General features: G+C 55.2%; 15 protein-coding genes and 1 tRNA gene. 9 read left to right on the top strand and 7 right to left on the bottom strand.

Translation table 11 applies throughout. The features are described 5' to 3' along the window. Positions 1-1,396 precede the first annotated feature (1,396 nt). Positions 1,397-2,662 (bottom strand): tyrosine-type recombinase/integrase, encoded by a 1,266-nt coding sequence (locus tag SB13_RS13060; protein WP_026740780.1) that lies wholly within the window; start codon positions 2,660-2,662, stop codon positions 1,397-1,399. A gap of 186 nt (positions 2,663-2,848) precedes the next feature. Then, positions 2,849-2,933: transfer RNA gene (locus SB13_RS13055), tRNA-Leu, on the bottom strand. A 202-nt stretch (positions 2,934-3,135) separates the two neighbouring features. Here SB13_RS13055 and SB13_RS13050 point away from each other — a divergent pair. Further along, positions 3,136-4,428 (top strand): DUF445 domain-containing protein, encoded by a 1,293-nt coding sequence (locus SB13_RS13050; RefSeq protein WP_026740779.1) that lies wholly within the window; start codon positions 3,136-3,138, stop codon positions 4,426-4,428. A gap of 63 nt (positions 4,429-4,491) precedes the next feature. Here SB13_RS13050 and lptG read toward each other — a convergent pair whose 3' ends face one another. Further along, positions 4,492-5,562 (bottom strand): LPS export ABC transporter permease LptG, encoded by a 1,071-nt coding sequence (gene lptG / locus SB13_RS13045; protein WP_026740778.1) that lies wholly within the window; start codon positions 5,560-5,562, stop codon positions 4,492-4,494. Next, positions 5,562-6,662, bottom strand: coding sequence for an LPS export ABC transporter permease LptF (lptF, locus tag SB13_RS13040; RefSeq protein WP_026740777.1), 1,101 nt, complete (start codon positions 6,660-6,662; stop codon positions 5,562-5,564). The genes lptG and lptF overlap by 1 nt, the downstream gene beginning before the upstream one ends. Positions 6,663-6,943: 281 nt before the next feature. Between lptF and pepA the strand changes: the two genes are divergently transcribed. The 4 genes from pepA (at position 6,944) to SB13_RS13020 (ending at position 12,718) form a co-directional block, all read left to right on the top strand. Beyond that, the gene (gene pepA / locus SB13_RS13035; protein ID WP_026740776.1) at positions 6,944-8,452 is read left to right on the top strand and encodes a leucyl aminopeptidase; all 1,509 of its coding nucleotides are present in this window, start codon (positions 6,944-6,946) and stop codon (positions 8,450-8,452) included. Positions 8,453-8,589: 137 nt separating this feature from the next. Then, on the top strand, positions 8,590-9,039 hold the full coding sequence (locus SB13_RS13030; protein WP_026740775.1) for a DNA polymerase III subunit chi: 450 nt from the start codon (positions 8,590-8,592) through the stop codon (positions 9,037-9,039). A gap of 12 nt (positions 9,040-9,051) precedes the next feature. Beyond that, complete coding sequence (locus tag SB13_RS13025) at positions 9,052-11,907, top strand: valine--tRNA ligase (protein ID WP_026740774.1); 2,856 nt, start codon at positions 9,052-9,054, stop codon at positions 11,905-11,907. A gap of 307 nt (positions 11,908-12,214) precedes the next feature. Further along, the gene (locus tag SB13_RS13020) at positions 12,215-12,718 is read left to right on the top strand and encodes a GNAT family N-acetyltransferase (RefSeq protein WP_026740773.1); all 504 of its coding nucleotides are present in this window, start codon (positions 12,215-12,217) and stop codon (positions 12,716-12,718) included. Positions 12,719-12,794: 76 nt separating this feature from the next. On the opposite strand, the gene rraB is transcribed toward SB13_RS13020, so the two are convergent. After that, positions 12,795-13,220 carry a ribonuclease E inhibitor RraB gene (rraB, locus tag SB13_RS13015; RefSeq protein ID WP_026740772.1) on the bottom strand — a complete coding sequence of 142 codons (426 nt, stop codon included), beginning with the start codon at positions 13,218-13,220 and terminating at the stop codon, positions 12,795-12,797. A gap of 161 nt (positions 13,221-13,381) precedes the next feature. On the opposite strand from rraB, the gene argF reads away from it, so the two are divergent. From argF to ridA, 4 genes are all read left to right on the top strand, one after another. Beyond that, positions 13,382-14,392, top strand: a complete 1,011-nt coding sequence (argF, locus tag SB13_RS13010; protein ID WP_026740771.1) for an ornithine carbamoyltransferase — start codon at positions 13,382-13,384, stop codon at positions 14,390-14,392. A 345-nt stretch (positions 14,393-14,737) separates the two neighbouring features. Further along, a complete protein-coding gene (gene pyrB / locus SB13_RS13005; RefSeq protein WP_026740770.1) occupies positions 14,738-15,673 on the top strand; it encodes an aspartate carbamoyltransferase in 936 nt (311 codons plus the stop codon). A gap of 13 nt (positions 15,674-15,686) precedes the next feature. Beyond that, a complete protein-coding gene (pyrI, locus tag SB13_RS13000) occupies positions 15,687-16,151 on the top strand; it encodes an aspartate carbamoyltransferase regulatory subunit (RefSeq protein ID WP_026740769.1) in 465 nt (154 codons plus the stop codon). 116 nt (positions 16,152-16,267) lie between these two features. Continuing rightward, positions 16,268-16,654, top strand: coding sequence for a 2-iminobutanoate/2-iminopropanoate deaminase (gene ridA / locus SB13_RS12995; RefSeq protein WP_026740768.1), 387 nt, complete (start codon positions 16,268-16,270; stop codon positions 16,652-16,654). Between the two features lie 111 nt (positions 16,655-16,765). Here ridA and SB13_RS12990 read toward each other — a convergent pair whose 3' ends face one another. Further along, entirely contained in the window at positions 16,766-18,361 is a 1,596-nt protein-coding gene (locus SB13_RS12990) for an ABC transporter ATP-binding protein (protein WP_026740767.1), read from the bottom strand. Further along, positions 18,354-19,175, bottom strand: coding sequence for an ABC transporter permease (locus SB13_RS12985; RefSeq protein ID WP_026740766.1), 822 nt, complete (start codon positions 19,173-19,175; stop codon positions 18,354-18,356). The genes SB13_RS12990 and SB13_RS12985 overlap by 8 nt, the downstream gene beginning before the upstream one ends. Positions 19,176-19,222 lie beyond the last annotated feature (47 nt).

Here is a 19,222-nt window from a genome sequence, read left to right as displayed (position 1 = left end):
TCACTCTTTCATCTTCTTCCAGCTATCCAGTGGTTACCATTGACCTATGCAATAGGAGGTACAGGTGTGACAGGTAACGCGGCTGGNCTCGCAAGCCTGAGTTTCATTGGGCTATTGTGTGGCTGGATCATAGCCGTAATCATTTGTGATATTTTTTCTACAGGAGAGAAATTCAGACAGTGGACAGATATTTTTCTCATTCTGACAGCAGTTGGTAACGGTATTTTTTGGGTGTCAGATAGAGAGGTTGCTGTCGGTAAAACGGCATATGAGGAAACAATTACGGACATTAATGATGCAGCCAAATATCTTCTTGTTCAAGTGAAAGACTATAGCCACATGTGTGATAATAACAGGCTTTCCGAAATGTCATCTTGTCAGTGGGCATCGTACATTCAAGAAACACTAGAAAACATTGCCGGTACAAAATCATCTGTGATTGAATATGTAATACCTGAAAATATTGATACCTTCTACAAAATCCCCGAGTACTATAACAATCAAGTATCTCCGGATAAAATCAGACAGGAATTTCAAGACTACAATAAAAAACTATGTCCAAATAAGGCTCTTTCAAAAACAATAACACGATTGCCACCACCTTCTCGATGGTGCCAGACTCCCCCGCCAGCGTACTGCAATGCCATTCAAGAGGGGAAATTTAAAACAGGCATGTCAGACCGTTTCGCTGTCGCCAATGAATGTGTAATTACATCATTGTTAATGTACCGCCAAGTTTTATTGAAAAAACAAGCCCGTTTATCCTTAAGTAAAAACGCTCCTCATTATAGATGGATGTGGTTTATTGCTATGTCTGTTTTTATTGGTGGAAAAATTGCTAATGTAATGACAAAAATAGGCAATGTAGACAATCGTGTCACATCTGAAAAGCATAGAATTAAGTTTATTATTTTGACAGTGTTTAGATTTACAAAGAGTATCTTAATAAAATGCATAACACTCTCTCGAAAAATATTTTTTTCAACAGTCAACATTATTAAAAAATTGAGATCAGAACGAAAAAAAACTAACCAAAACAGTAAAAACATTTAATCGCAAGGTCAATTTCAGAGTAACCTGAATAAAGGGTTAGGGGTACTTTTCAGGTACCCCTAAAGATACGTTGATAGTACGTTTTAGCTTCCTGAAGAGGCTCGCACTATTGACAACCGAGTTTAATACTTAACCGTTATATAAGAGCATTGATGGTTAATTGAGTACAAAATTCAGAAATCTGACTAACCATCTACTTTGTGAAAGATCTTGTGGATCGTTCTTACCGATGATACAAGTGAAAGCGGTGCTCTTACTAGTAATACAATTTGAAGAAGTCACCTTCTAGCCTTAACTATAAGACTGGACGAATGCATCAAATTAAGCAAATATGTAAAACAACTCACACACCATTCCCCCGGTTGATCTTCGCATAGTCAAACGGCGTAATCCCCTTCTCACGGTTTGCATCCAAAAAATCCGCCCACCACTGCAACATCAACTTGCGTTCATCCAGATGTTCCGCTTTATGGATATACGCCGCCCTCACCGAATTACGTTCCATATGGCTCATCTGCCTTTCCACCGCATCCTTCGACCATAGTCCTGATTCAATTAACGAACTACAGGCCATTGTACGGAAGCCGTGGCCGCAAACCTCAACCTTAGTATCATATCCCATCACCCGTAGCGCACTGTTTACGGTGTTTTCACTCATTGGCTTACGCGGATCATGATCGCCAATAAAAATCAGCTCATGTTCACCACAGAACTGTTTTATCTGCTTCAGGATCGCCAGCGCCTGCTTTGAAAGCGGCACCAGATGCGGTGTACGCATCTTTGATCCTCGCTGAGAATGTTTCACACCGGGAATAGGCTCTCGCTCAGGCGGGATGGTCCACATTGACGTTTCAAAATCGATTTCTGACCAGCGAGCAAAACGCAGCTCACTTGATCGAATAAAGATAAGCAGAGTGAGTTCCGTTGCCCAGCGGGTTAGCGGCCTGCCGGTATAGCCGTCTATTTTCTGAAGTAATTCAGGGATGCGTTTTAACTCCAGCGCCGGACGATGTTGTCGATTACTGGAAGCAACCGCCCCAGCCATCTCTTGTGCCGGGTTATAATCAATTAACCCACTTTGCACCGCATACCGCATGATGGCCGTAGTGCGCTGTTGAAGACGAGCAGCAACCTCAAGACGTCCAGACATCTCTACGGCTTTGATGGGCGCTAATAAATCACGAGTTTTTAACTCAGCGATATTACGCTCACCAAGGGCTGCGAAGAGATTATCTTCCAGGCTTTTTAGCACACGATGGGCGTGATCTTCAGACCNCTTTTTATTGGTGCCATGCCACTCGATCGCCACCTCTTTGAAGGTTCGTGCTTTACTCTGTTCAACCTTATCATTTTTCTTTTTGTCTCCCGGATCGACGCCATTCGCTAGCAGCTTACGCGCTTCGTCACGACGTGCTCTAGCATCCGCCAGTGTGATTTCAGGATAAACCCCAAGTGCCAGCATCTTTTGCTTGCCGTCATAACGGTACTGCAAACGCCAGTACTTAGAACCATTAGGATGGACAAGCAGGTGCATACCGCTGCCATCGGTCAGTTTGTATTGCTTATCCGTTGGCTTGGCTGTTCTGACCTTGATATCTGTTAACGCCATGCTTATCCCCTCCCTGTTGGTACAAGCATTATCGAACCGGAAATACCATCATCTATACCAACATGTGTTGGTAGATGTACGTTGATGTCGGTTGACCTTGAGAGAGCTAATATAGCGGGAAAGGTAGATAAATACTGGATTTCAGACATAAAAAAAGACCTCAGTTGAGGTCCATTTACATGCTTATGGTGCCGAAGGCCGGACTCGAACCGGCACGTATTTCTACGGTTGATTTTGAATCAACTGCGTCTACCGATTTCGCCACTTCGGCACTGAAGTAGTATGCGGAAAACGGGGGGATTATACCGTGCAGCCACGTCCGCGCAACCTTAATCCATCAATCCGCGACTGAGTGATGAAAAATTCGTCTTATCACCACCCTGCCCGATGACAACCCGGTTCCACAGAGGCGTCTGCGGCTTGAATGCATAATCGCTTGGCCTGTTCAGAGCAAAACAGGGTAACCTTAATGCATGAATAAAGAAGCTGAACTGAAACGCGCCAAGCGTCTGGCGCTATCGCTGCTCGCTCTTGCGGCCGCCATCTTTGTGATTACCCTGTGTCTCCCACCCAACTTTTGGGTGAGTGGGGCGAAGGCGATCGCCGAAGCGGCGATGGTCGGCGCTCTGGCGGACTGGTTCGCCGTCGTAGCCCTATTTCGCCGGGTTCCGCTGCCATTAATATCCCGCCATACCGCGATTATTCCGCGTAATAAAACGCGGATAGCAGACAATCTGGCCCGCTTTGTTCAGGAGAAGTTCCTCGATACCGAATCACTGTTAGCACTAATTCGTCGACACAATCCCGCTCAAATCGTGGGGCGGTGGCTGCAGACTCCCGAAAACGCCGAACGGCTAGGCAGCTACCTGCTGCAGTTTATGCGCGGCATTTTAGATATGGCGGATGACCAGCGTATTCAGCGATTTATTCGCCGAGCGGTCCACAAAGCTATAGATAAAGTGGACCTCACCCAGTCGGTCGCCGTTCTGTTGGATAGTCTGACCAAAAATAATCGTCACCAACAATTGCTGGACACGGTCATTGAACAACTGCTGAGGATGGTGAACAAGCCTTCGACACGCGAATTTATTGCAGTCCAGATTGTCCGTTGGCTGAAACGAGAGCATCCGGTCACGGAAAAGATCCTGCCTTCAGAATGGCTGGGTGAACGCAGCGCCGAGGTGGTCGCCAATGCGGTCAACACGCTGCTGGACGAGGTAGTGCGCGACGAGGGTCACGAGCTGCGTCAGCACTTCAATCTCACCGTAGCACGGCTGATTGAACGACTTCGCACAGACCCGGAAATGGCGCGGCGGGCCGAAGCGATTAAGCTTTATTTAAAAAATGACGAAGCGCTGAATCACTATCTTAGCGATCTCTGGGCCGACCTGCGCGCCTGGCTCAAGGCCGACCTCAATCAAAGCGACTCCGCCGTACAGGCCCGTATCAGCGCCATCGGTCAGTGGCTGGGGCAAACGTTGATGCAGGATGAAGGACTGCGAACGTCGTTGAATCAGCATCTGGAAGAGGCGGTGCGCACTCTTGCGCCAGAGTTCGCCGACTTTCTGACGCGCCATATCAGCGATACGGTGAAAAGCTGGGATGCTCAAGAGATGTCGCATTTGATCGAACTGAATATCGGTAAAGATCTACAGTTCATTCGCATCAACGGCACGCTGGTGGGGGGAAGTATTGGGCTGGGACTGTATCTGCTGTCGCAACTGCCTGACCTGATTGTCATGCTGCGCGCTTCGGCCGCGCTTTAGCCGAAGATTCGTTACAAAAGACAACGGGCCCGCAGGCCCGTTTAAATCAACAACTGAGAACGTCTAGCGCCGTTTCAGCAGCAGCATCACGCTGATTGCCAGGAACAGGAGACTCGGCAGCAAGGCGCCCAGCAGCGGCGGCATGTGGTAAACCAGACTTAACGGGCCGAAGATCTGATCCAGCACGTAAAACAGGAAGCCGAAGCTGATACCAATGACAATACGCACACCGGCTGGCACGTTTCTCAATGGACCAAAAATAAACGACAGCGCCATCAGCATCATCACAGCCACCGATAACGGAGAAAAGACCTTGCTCCACATATTGAGCTGGTAACGGCCCGACTCTTGTCCGCTCTGTTTCAGGTAACTGATGTAGTTATGCAGGCCGCTGATGGAAAGCGCGCTGGGTTCCAGCGCCACCACGCCGAGCTTGTCGGGCGTCAGGCTCGTATGCCATTCACCGCTCAAGGTTTGGCTGCCGCCGATCTTTTTGCTGTCGGTAAGTTCAGACGTATCAACCTGCGACAGTTTCCATACGCCGCCGTCAAAGGTGGCAGAGGCCGCATAACGGACCGACAACAGCTTACGGTCGTTATCAAAGTGATAAATACTCACACCCGCCAGCTCTTTCTCGCCCACAACACGCTGAATGAAAACGAAATCAGCCCCATCTTTGGCCCACATCCCGTTCTGGGTAGACAGCATCGAACCACCGAACATCATCTGAGAACGGTAATTGCGCGCCATCTGTTCGCCTTGCGGCGCCACCCATTCGCCGATGGCCATGGTCAGCAGCACCAACGGGATAGCAGTCTTCATGACCGCGCCTGCAATCTGCAGGCGGGAAAAGCCGGAAGCTTGCATGACGACCAGCTCGCTGCGTGTCGCCAGCGTTCCCAACCCCAACAGTGCGCCTAACAACGCCGCCATCGGGAAAAACGTTTCAATATCTTTCGGGACGCTAAGCAAGGTATAGAACCCGGCGCCCAACGCCGAATAACCGCCCTGCCCGACTTTGCGCAACTGCTCGACAAATTTGATGATGCCGGATAGCGATACCAGCATGAACAGCGTCGTCATGATGGTATTGAAAATAGTTCTACCGATATAGCGGTCTAAAACACCAAACATCAGGCCGCTCCTCTTTGTGTCAGGCGGTATCTCAATTTACGCAACGGAACGCTGTCCCACAGATTAAGCGCCACGGCGATCGCCACATAAACCGCATTGGTGAGCCACATCCATACCAGCGGATCGAGCTTGCCCTTACCGGCATTGGATCGCAGCGAAGTCTGCAGCAGGAAGAAAATCAGATAGAGCAACATGGCCGGCAGCATGCTCAACACGCGCCCCTGACGGGGATTCACCACGCTGAGCGGTACGACGATAATCGCCATCACCAGTACGGACAAGATCAGCGTCAGACGCCAGTGAAACTCGGCACGAGCGCCGATATCGTCGGAACGCCACAGCGTCCTCATGTCCATCTGCTCAACGTTGTTAGGATCGACGGTGACCGCCTGATGCCCTATCAACGCCTGATAGTCCGTGAAGTCCGTAATGCGGAAGTCACGCATCATGGCCGTCCCTTCATAGCGAGTGCCTTTATTCAACGTCACTATCTGCGATCCGTCGTCGCCCTGCGCGACGGTGCCGTGATCGGCCACCACCACGGAAGGCCGCGCGTTGTCACGTGGACGCATCTGGGCCAGGAAGACATGTTCGAACTCCTTGCCGCTGACGTTACTCACGAATAACACCGAATTGCCGTCCTGAGACTGCTGGAACTGCCCTTCCGCTAACGTCGCCATGCCAGGATTCGCTCTGGCCTCGGCCAGCACCTCGTCCTGATGCCGCGACGACCAGGGGCTGAGCCACAGCACGTTGACCGTCGCCGCCACGGCTGTCGCTAACGCCAGCCACGCGGCAGACTTCAGCAGCACGTTTCTGCTCAGTCCGCATGCGTGCATCACGGTGATTTCGCTTTCGGCATACAGTCGCCCAAAGGTCATCAGTAACCCGAGAAACAGGCTTAACGGCAAAATAAGCTGCGCCATTTCCGGCACGCCCAGTCCCAAAAGGGATAAAACCAGATTAGTCGGGATATCACCGTCCACCGCCGCGCCCAGTATTCGCACCAATTTCTGACAGAAAAAAATCAGCAGCAGAATAAACAGGATAGCCAGCTGGCTTTTAAAGGTTTCCCGTACCAGATATCGAATGATGATCACGCTCAATACGCCTGTGAAAACTTGTCTTTTTGCAGGAAAGTCGATAGTTTTTTCGCTAACTCGCCATTTATACTCATTTGTGGCAACCTTCTCGTAGCTAAACCGGTATTACAACATCCTGCGTTCGGGATGTGCTATCAGAACCTGCAAAGCCTTATTACAGATTCGCTACGTCGTTCAGATTAACACAGGTTATGTTAACGCGACGGTGGGAAAGTATTACGGAGTGCCACATTCTAACCGTAGCACCCGCTGTTGTCTTTAAAGATTCAGGAGAGTACATGGAGTTCAGCGTAAAAAGCGGTAGCCCGGAAAAACAGCGCAGTGCCTGCATTGTCGTCGGTGTGTTCGAACCGCGTCGTCTGTCACCTATCGCCGAACAACTGGATAAAATCAGTGACGGCTACATCAGCGCCCTGCTGCGCCGTGGCGAGCTGGAAGGCAAAGTCGGCCAGTCATTGCTCCTGCACCATGTACCGAACATTCTTTCCGAACGCATCCTGCTTATCGGCTGCGGAAAGGAGCGCGAGCTCGACGAGCGCCAGTACAAGCAGGTAGTCCAGCGCACCATCAACGCCCTTAACGATACCGGCTCCATGGAAGCCGTCTGCTTCCTGACCGAGCTGCATGTAAAAGGTCGTAACACTTATTGGAAAGTGCGTCAGGCCGTTGAAACAGCGAAAGAGACGCTTTACACGTTCGATCAGCTAAAAACCAATAAGGTCGAGCCGCGTCGTCCGCTGCGCAAAATGGTCTTCAATGTCCCGACCCGCCGCGAGCTCACCTCCGGCGAACGTGCCATTCAGCACGGTCTGGCCATTGCCTCCGGCATCAAAGCCGCCAAAGACCTCGGCAACATGCCGCCCAACATCTGTAACGCCGCCTATCTGGCATCGCAAGCTCGTCAGTTGGCTGACGCCTACGGCCACATCACCACCCGCGTCATCGGCGAACAGCAGATGAAAGAGCTGGGGATGAACGCCTATCTGGCCGTGGGACAAGGATCTCAAAACGAGTCGCTGATGTCGGTAATTGAATATAAAGGTAACCCCGACGCCGACGCTAAACCCATCGTGCTGGTCGGCAAAGGACTGACGTTCGACTCCGGCGGCATCTCCATCAAGCCCGCCGACAGCATGGACGAAATGAAATACGACATGTGCGGCGCCGCCACGGTGTATGGCGTCATGCGAATGGCCGCGGAACTGGAACTGCCGCTGAACATCATCGGCGTACTAGCAGGCTGTGAGAATATGGTTGACGGGCGCTCCTATCGTCCGGGCGATATCCTGACCACGATGTCAGGCCAGACGGTGGAAGTCCTGAATACCGATGCGGAAGGCCGTCTGGTCTTGTGCGACGCCCTGACCTACGTCGAGCGTTATGAACCGGATGTGGTTATCGATATCGCCACGCTCACCGGCGCCTGCGTGATTGCGCTGGGTCACCACATCACCGGCCTGATGTCGAATCACAATCCGCTGGCGCATGAGCTACTGGGCGCTTCAGAACAGGCTGGCGACCGGGCATGGCGTTTGCCGATGCTAGACGAATATCAGGAACAGCTGGAGTCCAATTTCGCCGATATGGCGAACATCGGCGGTCGTCCCGGCGGCGCTATTACGGCGGCCTGTTTCCTGTCTCGTTTCACGCGTAAATACAGCTGGGCGCACCTGGATATCGCCGGCACCGCCTGGCGTTCGGGCAAAGCCAAAGGCGCGACGGGCCGTCCGGTATCGCTGCTGTCACAGTTCCTGCTGAACCGTGCCGGTCTGAACGACGTCGAGTAAGGGTACCTACCCGCGCTGACGTCGCATCCGGCGCATCACGACACTTAGGCGATTCCCGCGCAGGCGGGAATCTGCGTTTAGCGCAGGCCTTGTCTACCCGCTCCAGTCAGAAAGCAGCGACGGAAATTTAGGTAATCATGAAAAACGCAACGTTCTACCTTCTCGAAACAGAAGACCAAAGCGGAGAACTTAACGCGGTGGAAGCGCTGACCTGCGAGCTGGCCGCCACACTGTGGCGAGCGGGCAAACGGGTACTCGTTGCCTGTGAAGACGAGGCGCAGGCGCAGCGGCTGGATGAAGCGTTGTGGCAGCGTCCGCCTCACGCCTTCGTGCCGCACAACCTGGCGGGGGAAGGNCCGCGTCAGGGCGCCGCCGTAGAGTTGGCCTGGCCTCACAAGCGAGGCAACACGCCGCGCGAGGTTTTAATCAACCTACAGCCTCAGTTCGCAGATTTTGCCACCGCTTTCCATGAAGTGATAGACTTTGTCCCTTACGAAGAATCCCTGAAACAGTTGGCGCGCGACCGCTATAAAGCCTATCGCAGCGTCGGCTTCCGATTGACCACGGCTACACCGCCAACCCACTGAATTTTGAGCATAATGGAAAAGACATACAACCCGCACGATATAGAGCAGCCGCTTTACGAGCACTGGGAAAAACAAGGCTACTTCAAGCCAAACGGCGATACCGAGCAAGAAAGCTTCAGCATCATGATTCCGCCGCCCAACGTCACCGGCAGCCTGCACATGGGTCATGCTTTTCAACAAACCATTATGGATACCCTGATCCGCTATCAGCGCATGCAGGGAAAAAATACGCTGTGGCAGGCGGGGACCGACCATGCCGGTATCGCCACGCAGATGGTGGTTGAGCGCAAAATCGCCGCCGAAGAAGGCAAAACGCGCCACGATTACGGTCGTGAAGCCTTCATCGACAAAATTTGGCAGTGGAAAGAAGAATCCGGCGGCACCATCACGCGCCAGATGCGACGTCTGGGCAACTCCGTGGACTGGGAGCGCGAGCGCTTCACCATGGATAAAGGCCTGTCCGACGCCGTGAAGGAAGTCTTTGTCCGCCTTTACAAAGAAGATCTGATCTATCGCGGCAAACGCCTGGTGAACTGGGATCCGAAACTGCGCACCGCCATCTCCGATCTGGAAGTGGAGAACCGCGACGTCAAAGGCTCCATGTGGCACCTGCGTTACCCGCTGGCCGACGGCGCCAAAACGGCGGAAGGCAAAGACTATCTGATCGTCGCCACCACCCGTCCCGAGACCGTGCTGGGTGATACCGGCGTGGCGGTAAACCCGGAAGATCCTCGCTACAAAGATCTGATCGGCAAAGACGTCATTCTGCCGCTGATCGGCCGCCGCATCCCTATCCTTGCGGATGAACATGCCGACATGGAAAAAGGCACCGGCTGCGTAAAAATCACGCCAGCCCACGACTTCAACGACTATGAAGTCGGTAAACGCCACGCGCTACCCATGATCAACATTCTGACCTTCGACGGCGATATCCGTCAGCAGGCGGAAGTATTCGACACCAACGGTAATGCCTCCGATGTCTATGACGGCACTATCCCGGAAGCCTTCCGCGGCATGGAACGCTTCGCCGCGCGTAAAGCGACCGTGGCCGCTTTCGACGAATTGGGCCTGCTGGAAGAGATCAAAGCGCATGACCTGACGGTGCCTTACGGCGACCGCGGCGGCGTGGTGATCGAACCAATGCTGACCGACCAGTGGTACGTCCGCACGGCGCCGCTGGCCAAACAGGCGGTGGAAGCCGTGGAAGATGGTCGTATCCAGTTCGTACCGAAGCAGTATGAAAACATGTACTTCAGCTGGATGCGCGACATTCAGGACTGGTGTATCTCCCGTCAGCTGTGGTGGGGTCACCGTATTCCAGCCTGGTACGATGCCAACGGCAACGTCTATGTCGGTCGCGATGAAGCCGAAGTGCGCCGCGAAAACCATCTGGCGGACGATGTCGCGCTGACGCAGGACGAAGACGTGCTGGACACCTGGTTCTCTTCCGGGCTGTGGACCTTCTCCACGCTGGGTTGGCCGGAACAGACGCCAGAGCTCAAAGCATTCCATCCAAGCAGCGTGATGGTCAGCGGATTCGACATCATTTTCTTCTGGATCGCCCGCATGATTATGCTGACGATGCATTTCATCAAAGATGAAAATGGTCAGCCGCAGGTGCCGTTCAACACCGTCTACATGACCGGCCTGATCCGTGACGATGAAGGACAGAAAATGTCCAAATCCAAGGGTAACGTCATCGACCCGCTGGATATGGTCGACGGCATCTCTCTGGAAGCGCTGCTGGAAAAACGTACCGGCAACATGATGCAGCCGCAGCTGGCGGAAAAAATCCGCAAGCGTACAGAAAAGCAGTTCCCGAACGGTATCGAACCGCATGGAACCGACGCCCTGCGCTTCACGCTGGCGGCGCTGGCCTCCACCGGCCGCGACATCAACTGGGACATGAAGCGCCTGGAAGGCTATCGCAATTTCTGTAACAAGCTGTGGAACGCCAGCCGCTTCGTCCTGATGAACACCGAAGGACAGGATTGCGGTATGCAAGGCGGCGAACGTGTCCTGTCGCTGGCCGACCGCTGGATTCTGGCTGAATTCAATCGCACGGTGAAGGCCTACCGTGAGGCGCTGGACAGCTACCGCTTCGATCTCGCGGCCAATATTCTCTATGAGTTCACCTGGAACCAGTTCTGCGACTGGTATCTGGAACTGGCCAAGCCGGTCATGAACGGCGGCAGCGAAGCGGAACTTCGCGGCACCCGTCACACGCTGGTACAGGTGCTAGAAGCGCTGCTGCGTCTGGCGCACCCGATTATTCCGTTCATCACAGAAACGATCTGGCAGCGCGTGAAAACGCTGAAAGGCATCGATGCCGATACCATCATGCTGCAGCCGTTCCCGGCCTTCGATGCCGCGCTGGAAGACAGTCAGGCGCTGCACGATCTGGAGTGGATTAAACAAACCATCATCGCCGTGCGTAACATTCGCGCCGAGATGAATATTGCTCCCAGCAAACCGTTGGAAATGCTGCTGCGCGACAGCAACGCCGAAGCGCAGCGCCGGGTCGCAGAGAACCTCAGCTTCATCAAAACGCTGGCGCGTCTGGATAGCATCGACGTCCTGCCTGCCGGCGATAAAGGCCCGGTTTCCGTCGCCAAGCTGGTGGACGGCGCCGAGCTGCTGATCCCGATGGCCGGTCTGATCGACAAGGCCAGCGAGCTGGATCGCTTAGCGAAAGAGGTCGCGAAGATTGATGGCGAGATCGCGCGTATCGAAAGCAAACTGGCGAACGAAGGTTTTGTGGCGCGTGCGCCGGAAGCGGTCGTCGCCAAAGAGCGCGAGAAGCTGACCCACTACGCAGACGCGAAAGCCAAACTGCTGGAACAGCAGGCGACCATCGCCGCGCTGTAAGCGTCAGGATTGACCATCAGCCGGAGCGCCTCCGGCTGACGGCTGACATCAAAAGGGAGATCCTGCCGATCTCCCTTTTTTATTGCATCACATCCACGCAACGCGGCCTTGCTTCCCCCTACGTGCCTGCGGTTTTTTCGACGCCCTGACAACGTCATAACGTCCCGGACAGACCAGCAGATAAGCACCCCGCGACTGAAATATTCCCGCGATTGCATTCGAGCCGAAGAAAGTGTTATTACAGTCAGTGTATCCACTTTCCTCATTTGGCCACGACGATAAACTGAAAAGCGAGCATTGAAGCACCATGACAATCGCAACACCCGTTCAACTTTTGACTCGACCCATTACCGCAGCCGACAACGCCGCGATGGCGGGCGTGATCCGCCGCGTGTCGGCTGAGTTCGGGTTGACGGCGGACAAAGGCTACACCATCGCCGATCCCGATCTGGACTCGCTGTTCCAACTGTACAACCGCCCGCAGTGTGCTTATTGGGTTGTGGAGTGCGGCGGCGAAGTGGTCGGCGGCGGCGGCGTGGCCCCGCTGTCAGGGGGAGATGCGGATATTTGCGAGCTACAGAAGATGTATTTTTTACCGGTGGCTCGTGGACGGGGACTGGCCAGACAGCTCGCGCAGCAAGCCCTGGAGTTTGGCCGTCAGCATGGCTTTACCCGCTGCTATCTGGAGACGACCGGCCACCTCACCAGCGCCATTCGGCTTTACGAAAAGTTAGGGTTTCGCCAAATTCCCTATGCATTAGGGAGCACCGGCCATGTGGACTGTGAAGTGAGAATGATGAAGCCGCTATAAGAAATGGTTGCCGACGGTGACGCCGCCGGCAACATCGCGAGGCCCAGAGAAGCGGGCCGTCGCAGAGATTGAAGGATTAGTGACGCTTACCGTCATCATCCTCGTCGTAGAATTCACCTTCGCCTTCATCATCTTCGTCAGAGCCGTTCGGGTCTTCGAAGTAAGTGCCCCAGCCATCGTAATTGATCTCATGGCGCTCGGCCAATGCCAGCAGCTGTTCGACCTGAGCGTCGATGATTTCGGCTTTGAGCGACACTTCGCTGATCACGTCGCAGCACATCAGCAGTACGCCCTCTTCAACTTCCAACTCTTCCGCATCTGTGACTTCGTAGCCCAGTTTGAAGGCGTCGACCGCCACCTTTTCCAGGTCTTCGAACTTCTCTGCGGAGAAGTGATGTTCGATAGTGTAGACCGCGTCAGGATCGCTGCCATCGTCCAGCAACTCTTCAATAATCAGCCGCGTTTCTTCACGCTGCTCTTCCAGCAATTCACGGTTTACCATGACTCAGTCCTCATTAATCGGCGAGATATCGTCGCATTGTCCCACAGCCCCTCCCCCGGCTCCACCACAAAGTTTGACCTCGGCACTTGAAATTGAATATTTACACATATAAAGTGAATTTTAATTCAATCATAAGGATTGTTCGCACGGAGATAAGCACTATGAACCCGTTCTACAAACGTCATTTTTTGAGACTCATGGATTTTACGCCAGCAGAAGTCAGCAGCCTGTTATCCCTGTCAGCAAAACTGAAATCAGACAAAAAAAACGGGGCTGAAACCCGTCACCTGCAAGGGAAAAACATCGCACTCATCTTCGAAAAAGATTCGACCCGCACTCGCTGCTCTTTCGAAGTTGCTGCGTACGATCAGGGTGCGCAGGTCACCTATCTGGCCCCAAGCGGCAGCCAGATTGGTCACAAGGAGTCCATGAAGGATACGGCGCGCGTGCTGGGCCGGATGTACGACGGCATTCAGTATCGCGGCTATGGTCAGGAGCGAGTAGAAACGCTGGCGGAGCTGTCCGGCGTACCAGTATGGAACGGGCTGACCGATGAATTTCATCCCACCCAGCTGCTGGCGGACCTGCTGACGATGCAAGAGCATGCGCCCGGCCGCTCACTGTCCCAATTGAAGTTGGCCTACGTCGGCGACGCCCGCAACAATATGGGTAACACCATGCTGGAAGCGGCGGCGTTGACCGGACTGGATCTACGTCTGATCGCACCGAAAAGCTGCTGGCCGGATACGGGGCTGGTCGCGGAATGTCAGGCGGCGGCAGAGAAAACCGGCGGCAGCATCACGCTGACGGAAGACGTGAGGACGGGCGTCAAGGACGTCGACTTCATCTATACCGACGTATGGGTCTCCATGGGCGAACCCAAAGACGTATGGGCGCAACGCATCAATTTGCTGAAACCCTATCAGGTCAATATGGCGATGATCGCGGCGTCGGGCAATCCACAGGTGAAATTCCTGCACTGCCTGCCCGCCTTTCACGACGACCAGNCCACCATCGGCAAGCAGATGGCCGAACAGTACGGCTTGCACGGCGGCATGGAAGTCACCGATGAGGTTTTCGAGTCCAAACACAGCATCGTGTTCGATCAGGCGGAAAACCGGATGCACACCATTAAAGCCGTGATGGTCGCGACCCTGAGTCCCAGCGTGTAATCAGCCGCCACTGCCGTCCCGGCCCTGCGATTGACCGGTCGACGGCGGTGAAACAGACGCGCTCGCAACCGATTGCTTGCACGCAAAATCTGCGTTTTTCGCTTGAATTCGCCTCTTCCGCGCGTATAATTCCGGGCAATTTGCCGGGAGGAATCATGTCCAACGCAGCCATCTTTGTCGGTCATCAACCGCAACTGCCTTCTGGCAGCCACGCCGCGTTTTTCCTCCCTGTACATCCTATTTCATTGAAAAAAGCCCCTCGTTGAGGGGCTTTTTTTTGTCTGTCGAAAAGGGCGTCAGGCCGCCAACCAGTAGACCGTGCCGAACCGTTAGGAGAATAGCCAAATGGTCAATCCGCTTTATAAAAGACACATTATCTCAATCAACGATCTCAGCCGGGACGATCTGCTGCTGACGCTGAAAGTCGCCGCCAGCCTGAAAGCCAACCCGCAGCCCGAGCTGTTGAAACATAAAGTGATTGCCAGCTGCTTCTTCGAGGCTTCCACGCGCACCCGTCTTTCGTTCGAAACCGCCATGCACCGTCTGGGCGCCTCCGTGGTGGGCTTCGCCGACAGCAGCAACACGTCGCTCGGAAAAAAAGGCGAGACGCTGGCGGACACGATTTCCGTGGTCAGCAACTACGTGGACGCCATCGTGATGCGCCATCCGCAGGAAGGCGCGGCTCGTCTGGCAGCGGAGTTCTCTCAGGGCATCCCCGTCCTTAATGCCGGCGACGGCGCCAACCAGCACCCCTCTCAGACGCTGCTCGACCTGTTCACCATTCAGGAAACGCAAGGGCGGTTAGATAACATCAACATCGCTATGGTCGGGGACCTAAAATACGGTCGCACCGTCCACTCTCTGACGCAGGCGCTGGCCAAGTTCGAGGGCAACCGCTTCTACTTCATCGCCCCCGATGCGCTGGCCATGCCGGACTATATTTTGAAAATGCTGGACGACCGGAACATTCCTTATAGTCTGCATAACAGCATTGAAGAAGTCGTGCCGGCGCTGGATATCCTCTACATGACGCGCGTCCAGAAAGAGCGGCTCGATCCGTCCGAATACATCAACATCAAAGCGCAGTACATCCTGCATGCCGCGGATCTCGCCGAGGCGCGCGCGAATCTGAAAGTGCTGCACCCCCTGCCACGCATCGATGAAATCACCACCGACGTCGACGGCACGCCCTACGCCTACTATTTCCAGCAGGCCGGCAACGGCATTTTCGCGCGTCAGGCCCTGCTGGCCTTGGTGCTGAACAGCGAACTGGTTCTGTAAGAGAGGAAGACACATGACTCACGACAACAAATTACAGGTGGAAGCCATCAAACGCGGTACGGTGATCGACCACATTCCGGCGCAAATCGGCTTCAAACTGCTCACCCTGTTCAAGTTCACCGACACCGACCAGCGCATCACCATCGGTCTGAATCTGCCGTCCAACGAGCTGGGCCGCAAAGATCTGATCAAGATCGAGAACGTTTTCCTGACGGAAGAACAGGCCAATCAGTTGGCGATGTACGCGCCGCAGGCGACCGTCAATCAGATTGACCAATACAACGTCGTGCGCAAGCTGCATCCGCAGCTCCCTGAGCATGTCCACGGCATCCTGACCTGCCCGAACACCAACTGTATCAGCCGCAGCGAACCGGTCACCTCTTCCTTCACCGTGAAATCTCATGAAGACGAAGTGCTGCTGAAGTGCAAATACTGCGAAAAAGAGTTTGAACGTCAGGCGGTGCTGAACAGCCGCTGAGCGACCTGATATCAGAAACCTATTGCCTCGTGAAGCGACTCACGGGGTAGAATGAAGTTATGTTTCAGGAATAATGGATGCTGCAAGCACCCATTCGGACTCAATCAGGAGAAAACATGTCTCGCATTATCAGTACGGAACACGCTCCGGCCGCTATCGGTCCTTATGTTCAGGCCGTCGATCTCGGCAACATGGTACTCACTTCGGGTCAGATCCCCGTCGATCCTAAAACCGGTTTGGTTCCCGACGAGGTCTCCGCGCAGGCACGCCAGTCGCTGGAAAACGTCAAAGCCATCGTTGAAGCCGCCGGTCTGAAGGTAAGCGACGTGGTGAAAATGACGGTATTCGTCAAAGACCTGAACGACTTTGCGACGGTGAACGCGACTTATGAAGCGTTCTTCAATGAAAACGATGCCCCGTTCCCGGCCCGCTCCTGCGTGGAAGTCGCACGCCTGCCGAAAGACGTGAAGATCGAAATCGAGGCCATTGCCGTTCGCCGCTAAGCGCGCCGCACCCTCGCCAATAAAAAAGACGCGACCCGAAAGGCGCGTCTTTTTTGATCTCGACTCCGGTATTGACCTTTCGAAGCGGATCAGAGAAAACGCGCGCATCCCTTAATGGACGTCGCTCTCGTTCTCCGCCATCACTTCCTGCAGCCAGCCGCAGCGCATCTCCGGTACGGCGATCAGCAACTCGCGGGTGTACTCGTCAAGCGGCGGCGACAGCGCTTCGTCTACTCGGCCCTGACGGACAATCCGCCCCTGACGTAACACCGCGACGCTATCCGCGACTTCCCGCACCACATGTAAATCATGCGTGATGAACAGGTAGGAGACGCCGGTTTCCTGCTGGATTCGACGCAACAGCGACAGCACATCACGCGCCACCAGCGGGTCCAGCGCGGACGTCGGNTCATCGCAGATAATCAGTTCCGGCTGTGCGGCCAGCGCGCGGGCGATGCAGACACGCTGCTTCTGGCCGCCCGAGAGCGACGTCGGCAGGCGACGAGCGATGTCGGCGGAGAGCCCGACCTGCTCAAGCAGCGCATTAACACGCCCGCGGCGCGCTGCGGGGCCAAGATCCGTCAGGCAGACCATCGCTCGCTCGATTTGCACGCCGACAGAGAGACGCGGATTCAGCGCCATGTCCGGGTGCTGGTGAATCATTTGAATAGACTGCAGCTGTCGTCGGCTACGCTTCGCCAGCGTCGCAGGCAGTGTTTCTCCCCGCAGTCGGATATCTCCTTGGCTGGGCGCCAGTAATCCGCACACAGTCCGCCCGAGCGTCGATTTGCCCGACCCGGACTCGCCGATCACCGCCAGCGTGCGCCCTCGCGCCAAACGGAGCGAAATGTCATGAAGCACCGGCTGACGCTGATAGCGCGCTTCCAACTGCACGACATCCAGCAGAACCTCGCCATCATCCGGCTGTGGCATTTTCGGTTCGCCGCGCGCCTGCAACAGCTGACGAGTGTACTCCTGCGACGGGCGCGCCAGGATCGCCTGCGTTGCGCCGACTTCCACCTGCCGACCCCGGCGCAGCACCATGATGCGCTGGCTCAGCTGCGCCACCACCGCCAGATCGTGACTGATGTAAAGTGCCGCCACGCCGGTCATACGGATGATGTCGTCGATGGCTTTGAGGACGTCCAGCTGGGTCGTGACGTCCAACGCCGTCGTCGGTTCATCGAAGATAATCAGCTCTGGTCCCGCGCACATCGCCATCGCGATCATCGCCCGCTGCAACTGCCCGCCGGACACCTGATGCGGATAACGCTGGAAGAAGCTCGACGGGNCCGGCAACGACAGCTGAGCGAACAGCGTCATCGCCCGTTCGATCGCCTGCCGACGCGACATCACACGATGGCACACCGCCGTTTCGATCACTTGCTCGCCGATCTTGCGGGCTGGATTAAAGGCCGTACTGGCCGACTGGGCAACGTAGGCGATACGGGGACCGCGCACCCGGCGCAGCTGGCGCTCAGATAACGCCGCCAGATCTGTTCCCTGAAACCAGATCTGACCGCCCTGAATCTGCATCCCGTGGCGGCAGTGACCGAGGATCGCCTGACCAATGGTGGACTTGCCCGCGCCGGACTCGCCAATCAGCCCCAGCACCTCGCCTTTTTTCAGCGAGAACGAGATGTCCTGAACCAGCGTGCTGTCACCCGCCACCACTTTTAATGCTTCGACTCGCAGCAGCTCAACCATGTCGACCTCCCTGCCAGCGACGGCCGTCGCGACTCAGCAGCCAGTCGGCCACCACGCTGAGCGATATCGCCAGCAGCGCGATCGCCGCGCCCGGCACCAGCGCGGCCCAGACGCCAAACAGAATGCCGTCTTTATTATCCCGCGCCAGCCCGCCCCAATCGGCGGTCGGCGGCTGAATGCCCATCCCCAGAAACGACAGGGCGGAGAGGAACAGCAGAATGAAAATAAAACGCAGCGCGAACTCCGCGATCAGCGTGGTCAGCGCATTCGGCAAGATTNCCCGCCACAGGATCCAGCGCATCGATTCACCGCGCATCCGCGCGGCTTCGATAAACTCCTGCGTCGCCAGATCGACCGCCAGCGCCCGCGCCACGCGCAGTACCTGAGTCGCTTCGAGCACGCCCAGCACGACGATAATGACGAACAGGCTTTTCGGGAGCAGCGCAAGCACCACCAGCGCCAGGATCAGCGTCGGGATCGCCATCAGCACATCGTTGACGCGCGAGATGATCTGATCGACCGCGCCGCCGCACACCCCGGCCAGAAAACCGAGCAGCGTGCCGAGAACAAACGCCAACGCGGCCGCCAACGCCGTCACGGTCAGCGACGTCCTCGTCCCCCAAATCAGTCGGGAAAACAGGTCGCGCCCCAAATTATCGGTGCCCAGCCATGCGCGATCCATCGGCCCTAACCATGCGCCGCCGATCACCTGATCGGCCGGGAAAGGCGCGATCCAAGGGGCGAAAACGGCCACCAGAATAAACAGGCTCAGCCCTGATAGGCCGAGTACAACGGAAGGTTTCACAGGAGGCATGTACTCTTATCCATTACCATCAAGACGATCTTGCGGGTCGCGCCGGC

The organism is Lonsdalea quercina subsp. quercina, assembly GCF_000688695.1.
GTDB lineage: Bacteria > Pseudomonadota > Gammaproteobacteria > Enterobacterales > Enterobacteriaceae > Lonsdalea > Lonsdalea quercina_D.
Note: the sequence above shows the minus strand (reverse complement) of the source record. Positions and strands in the feature narration are given on the sequence as shown.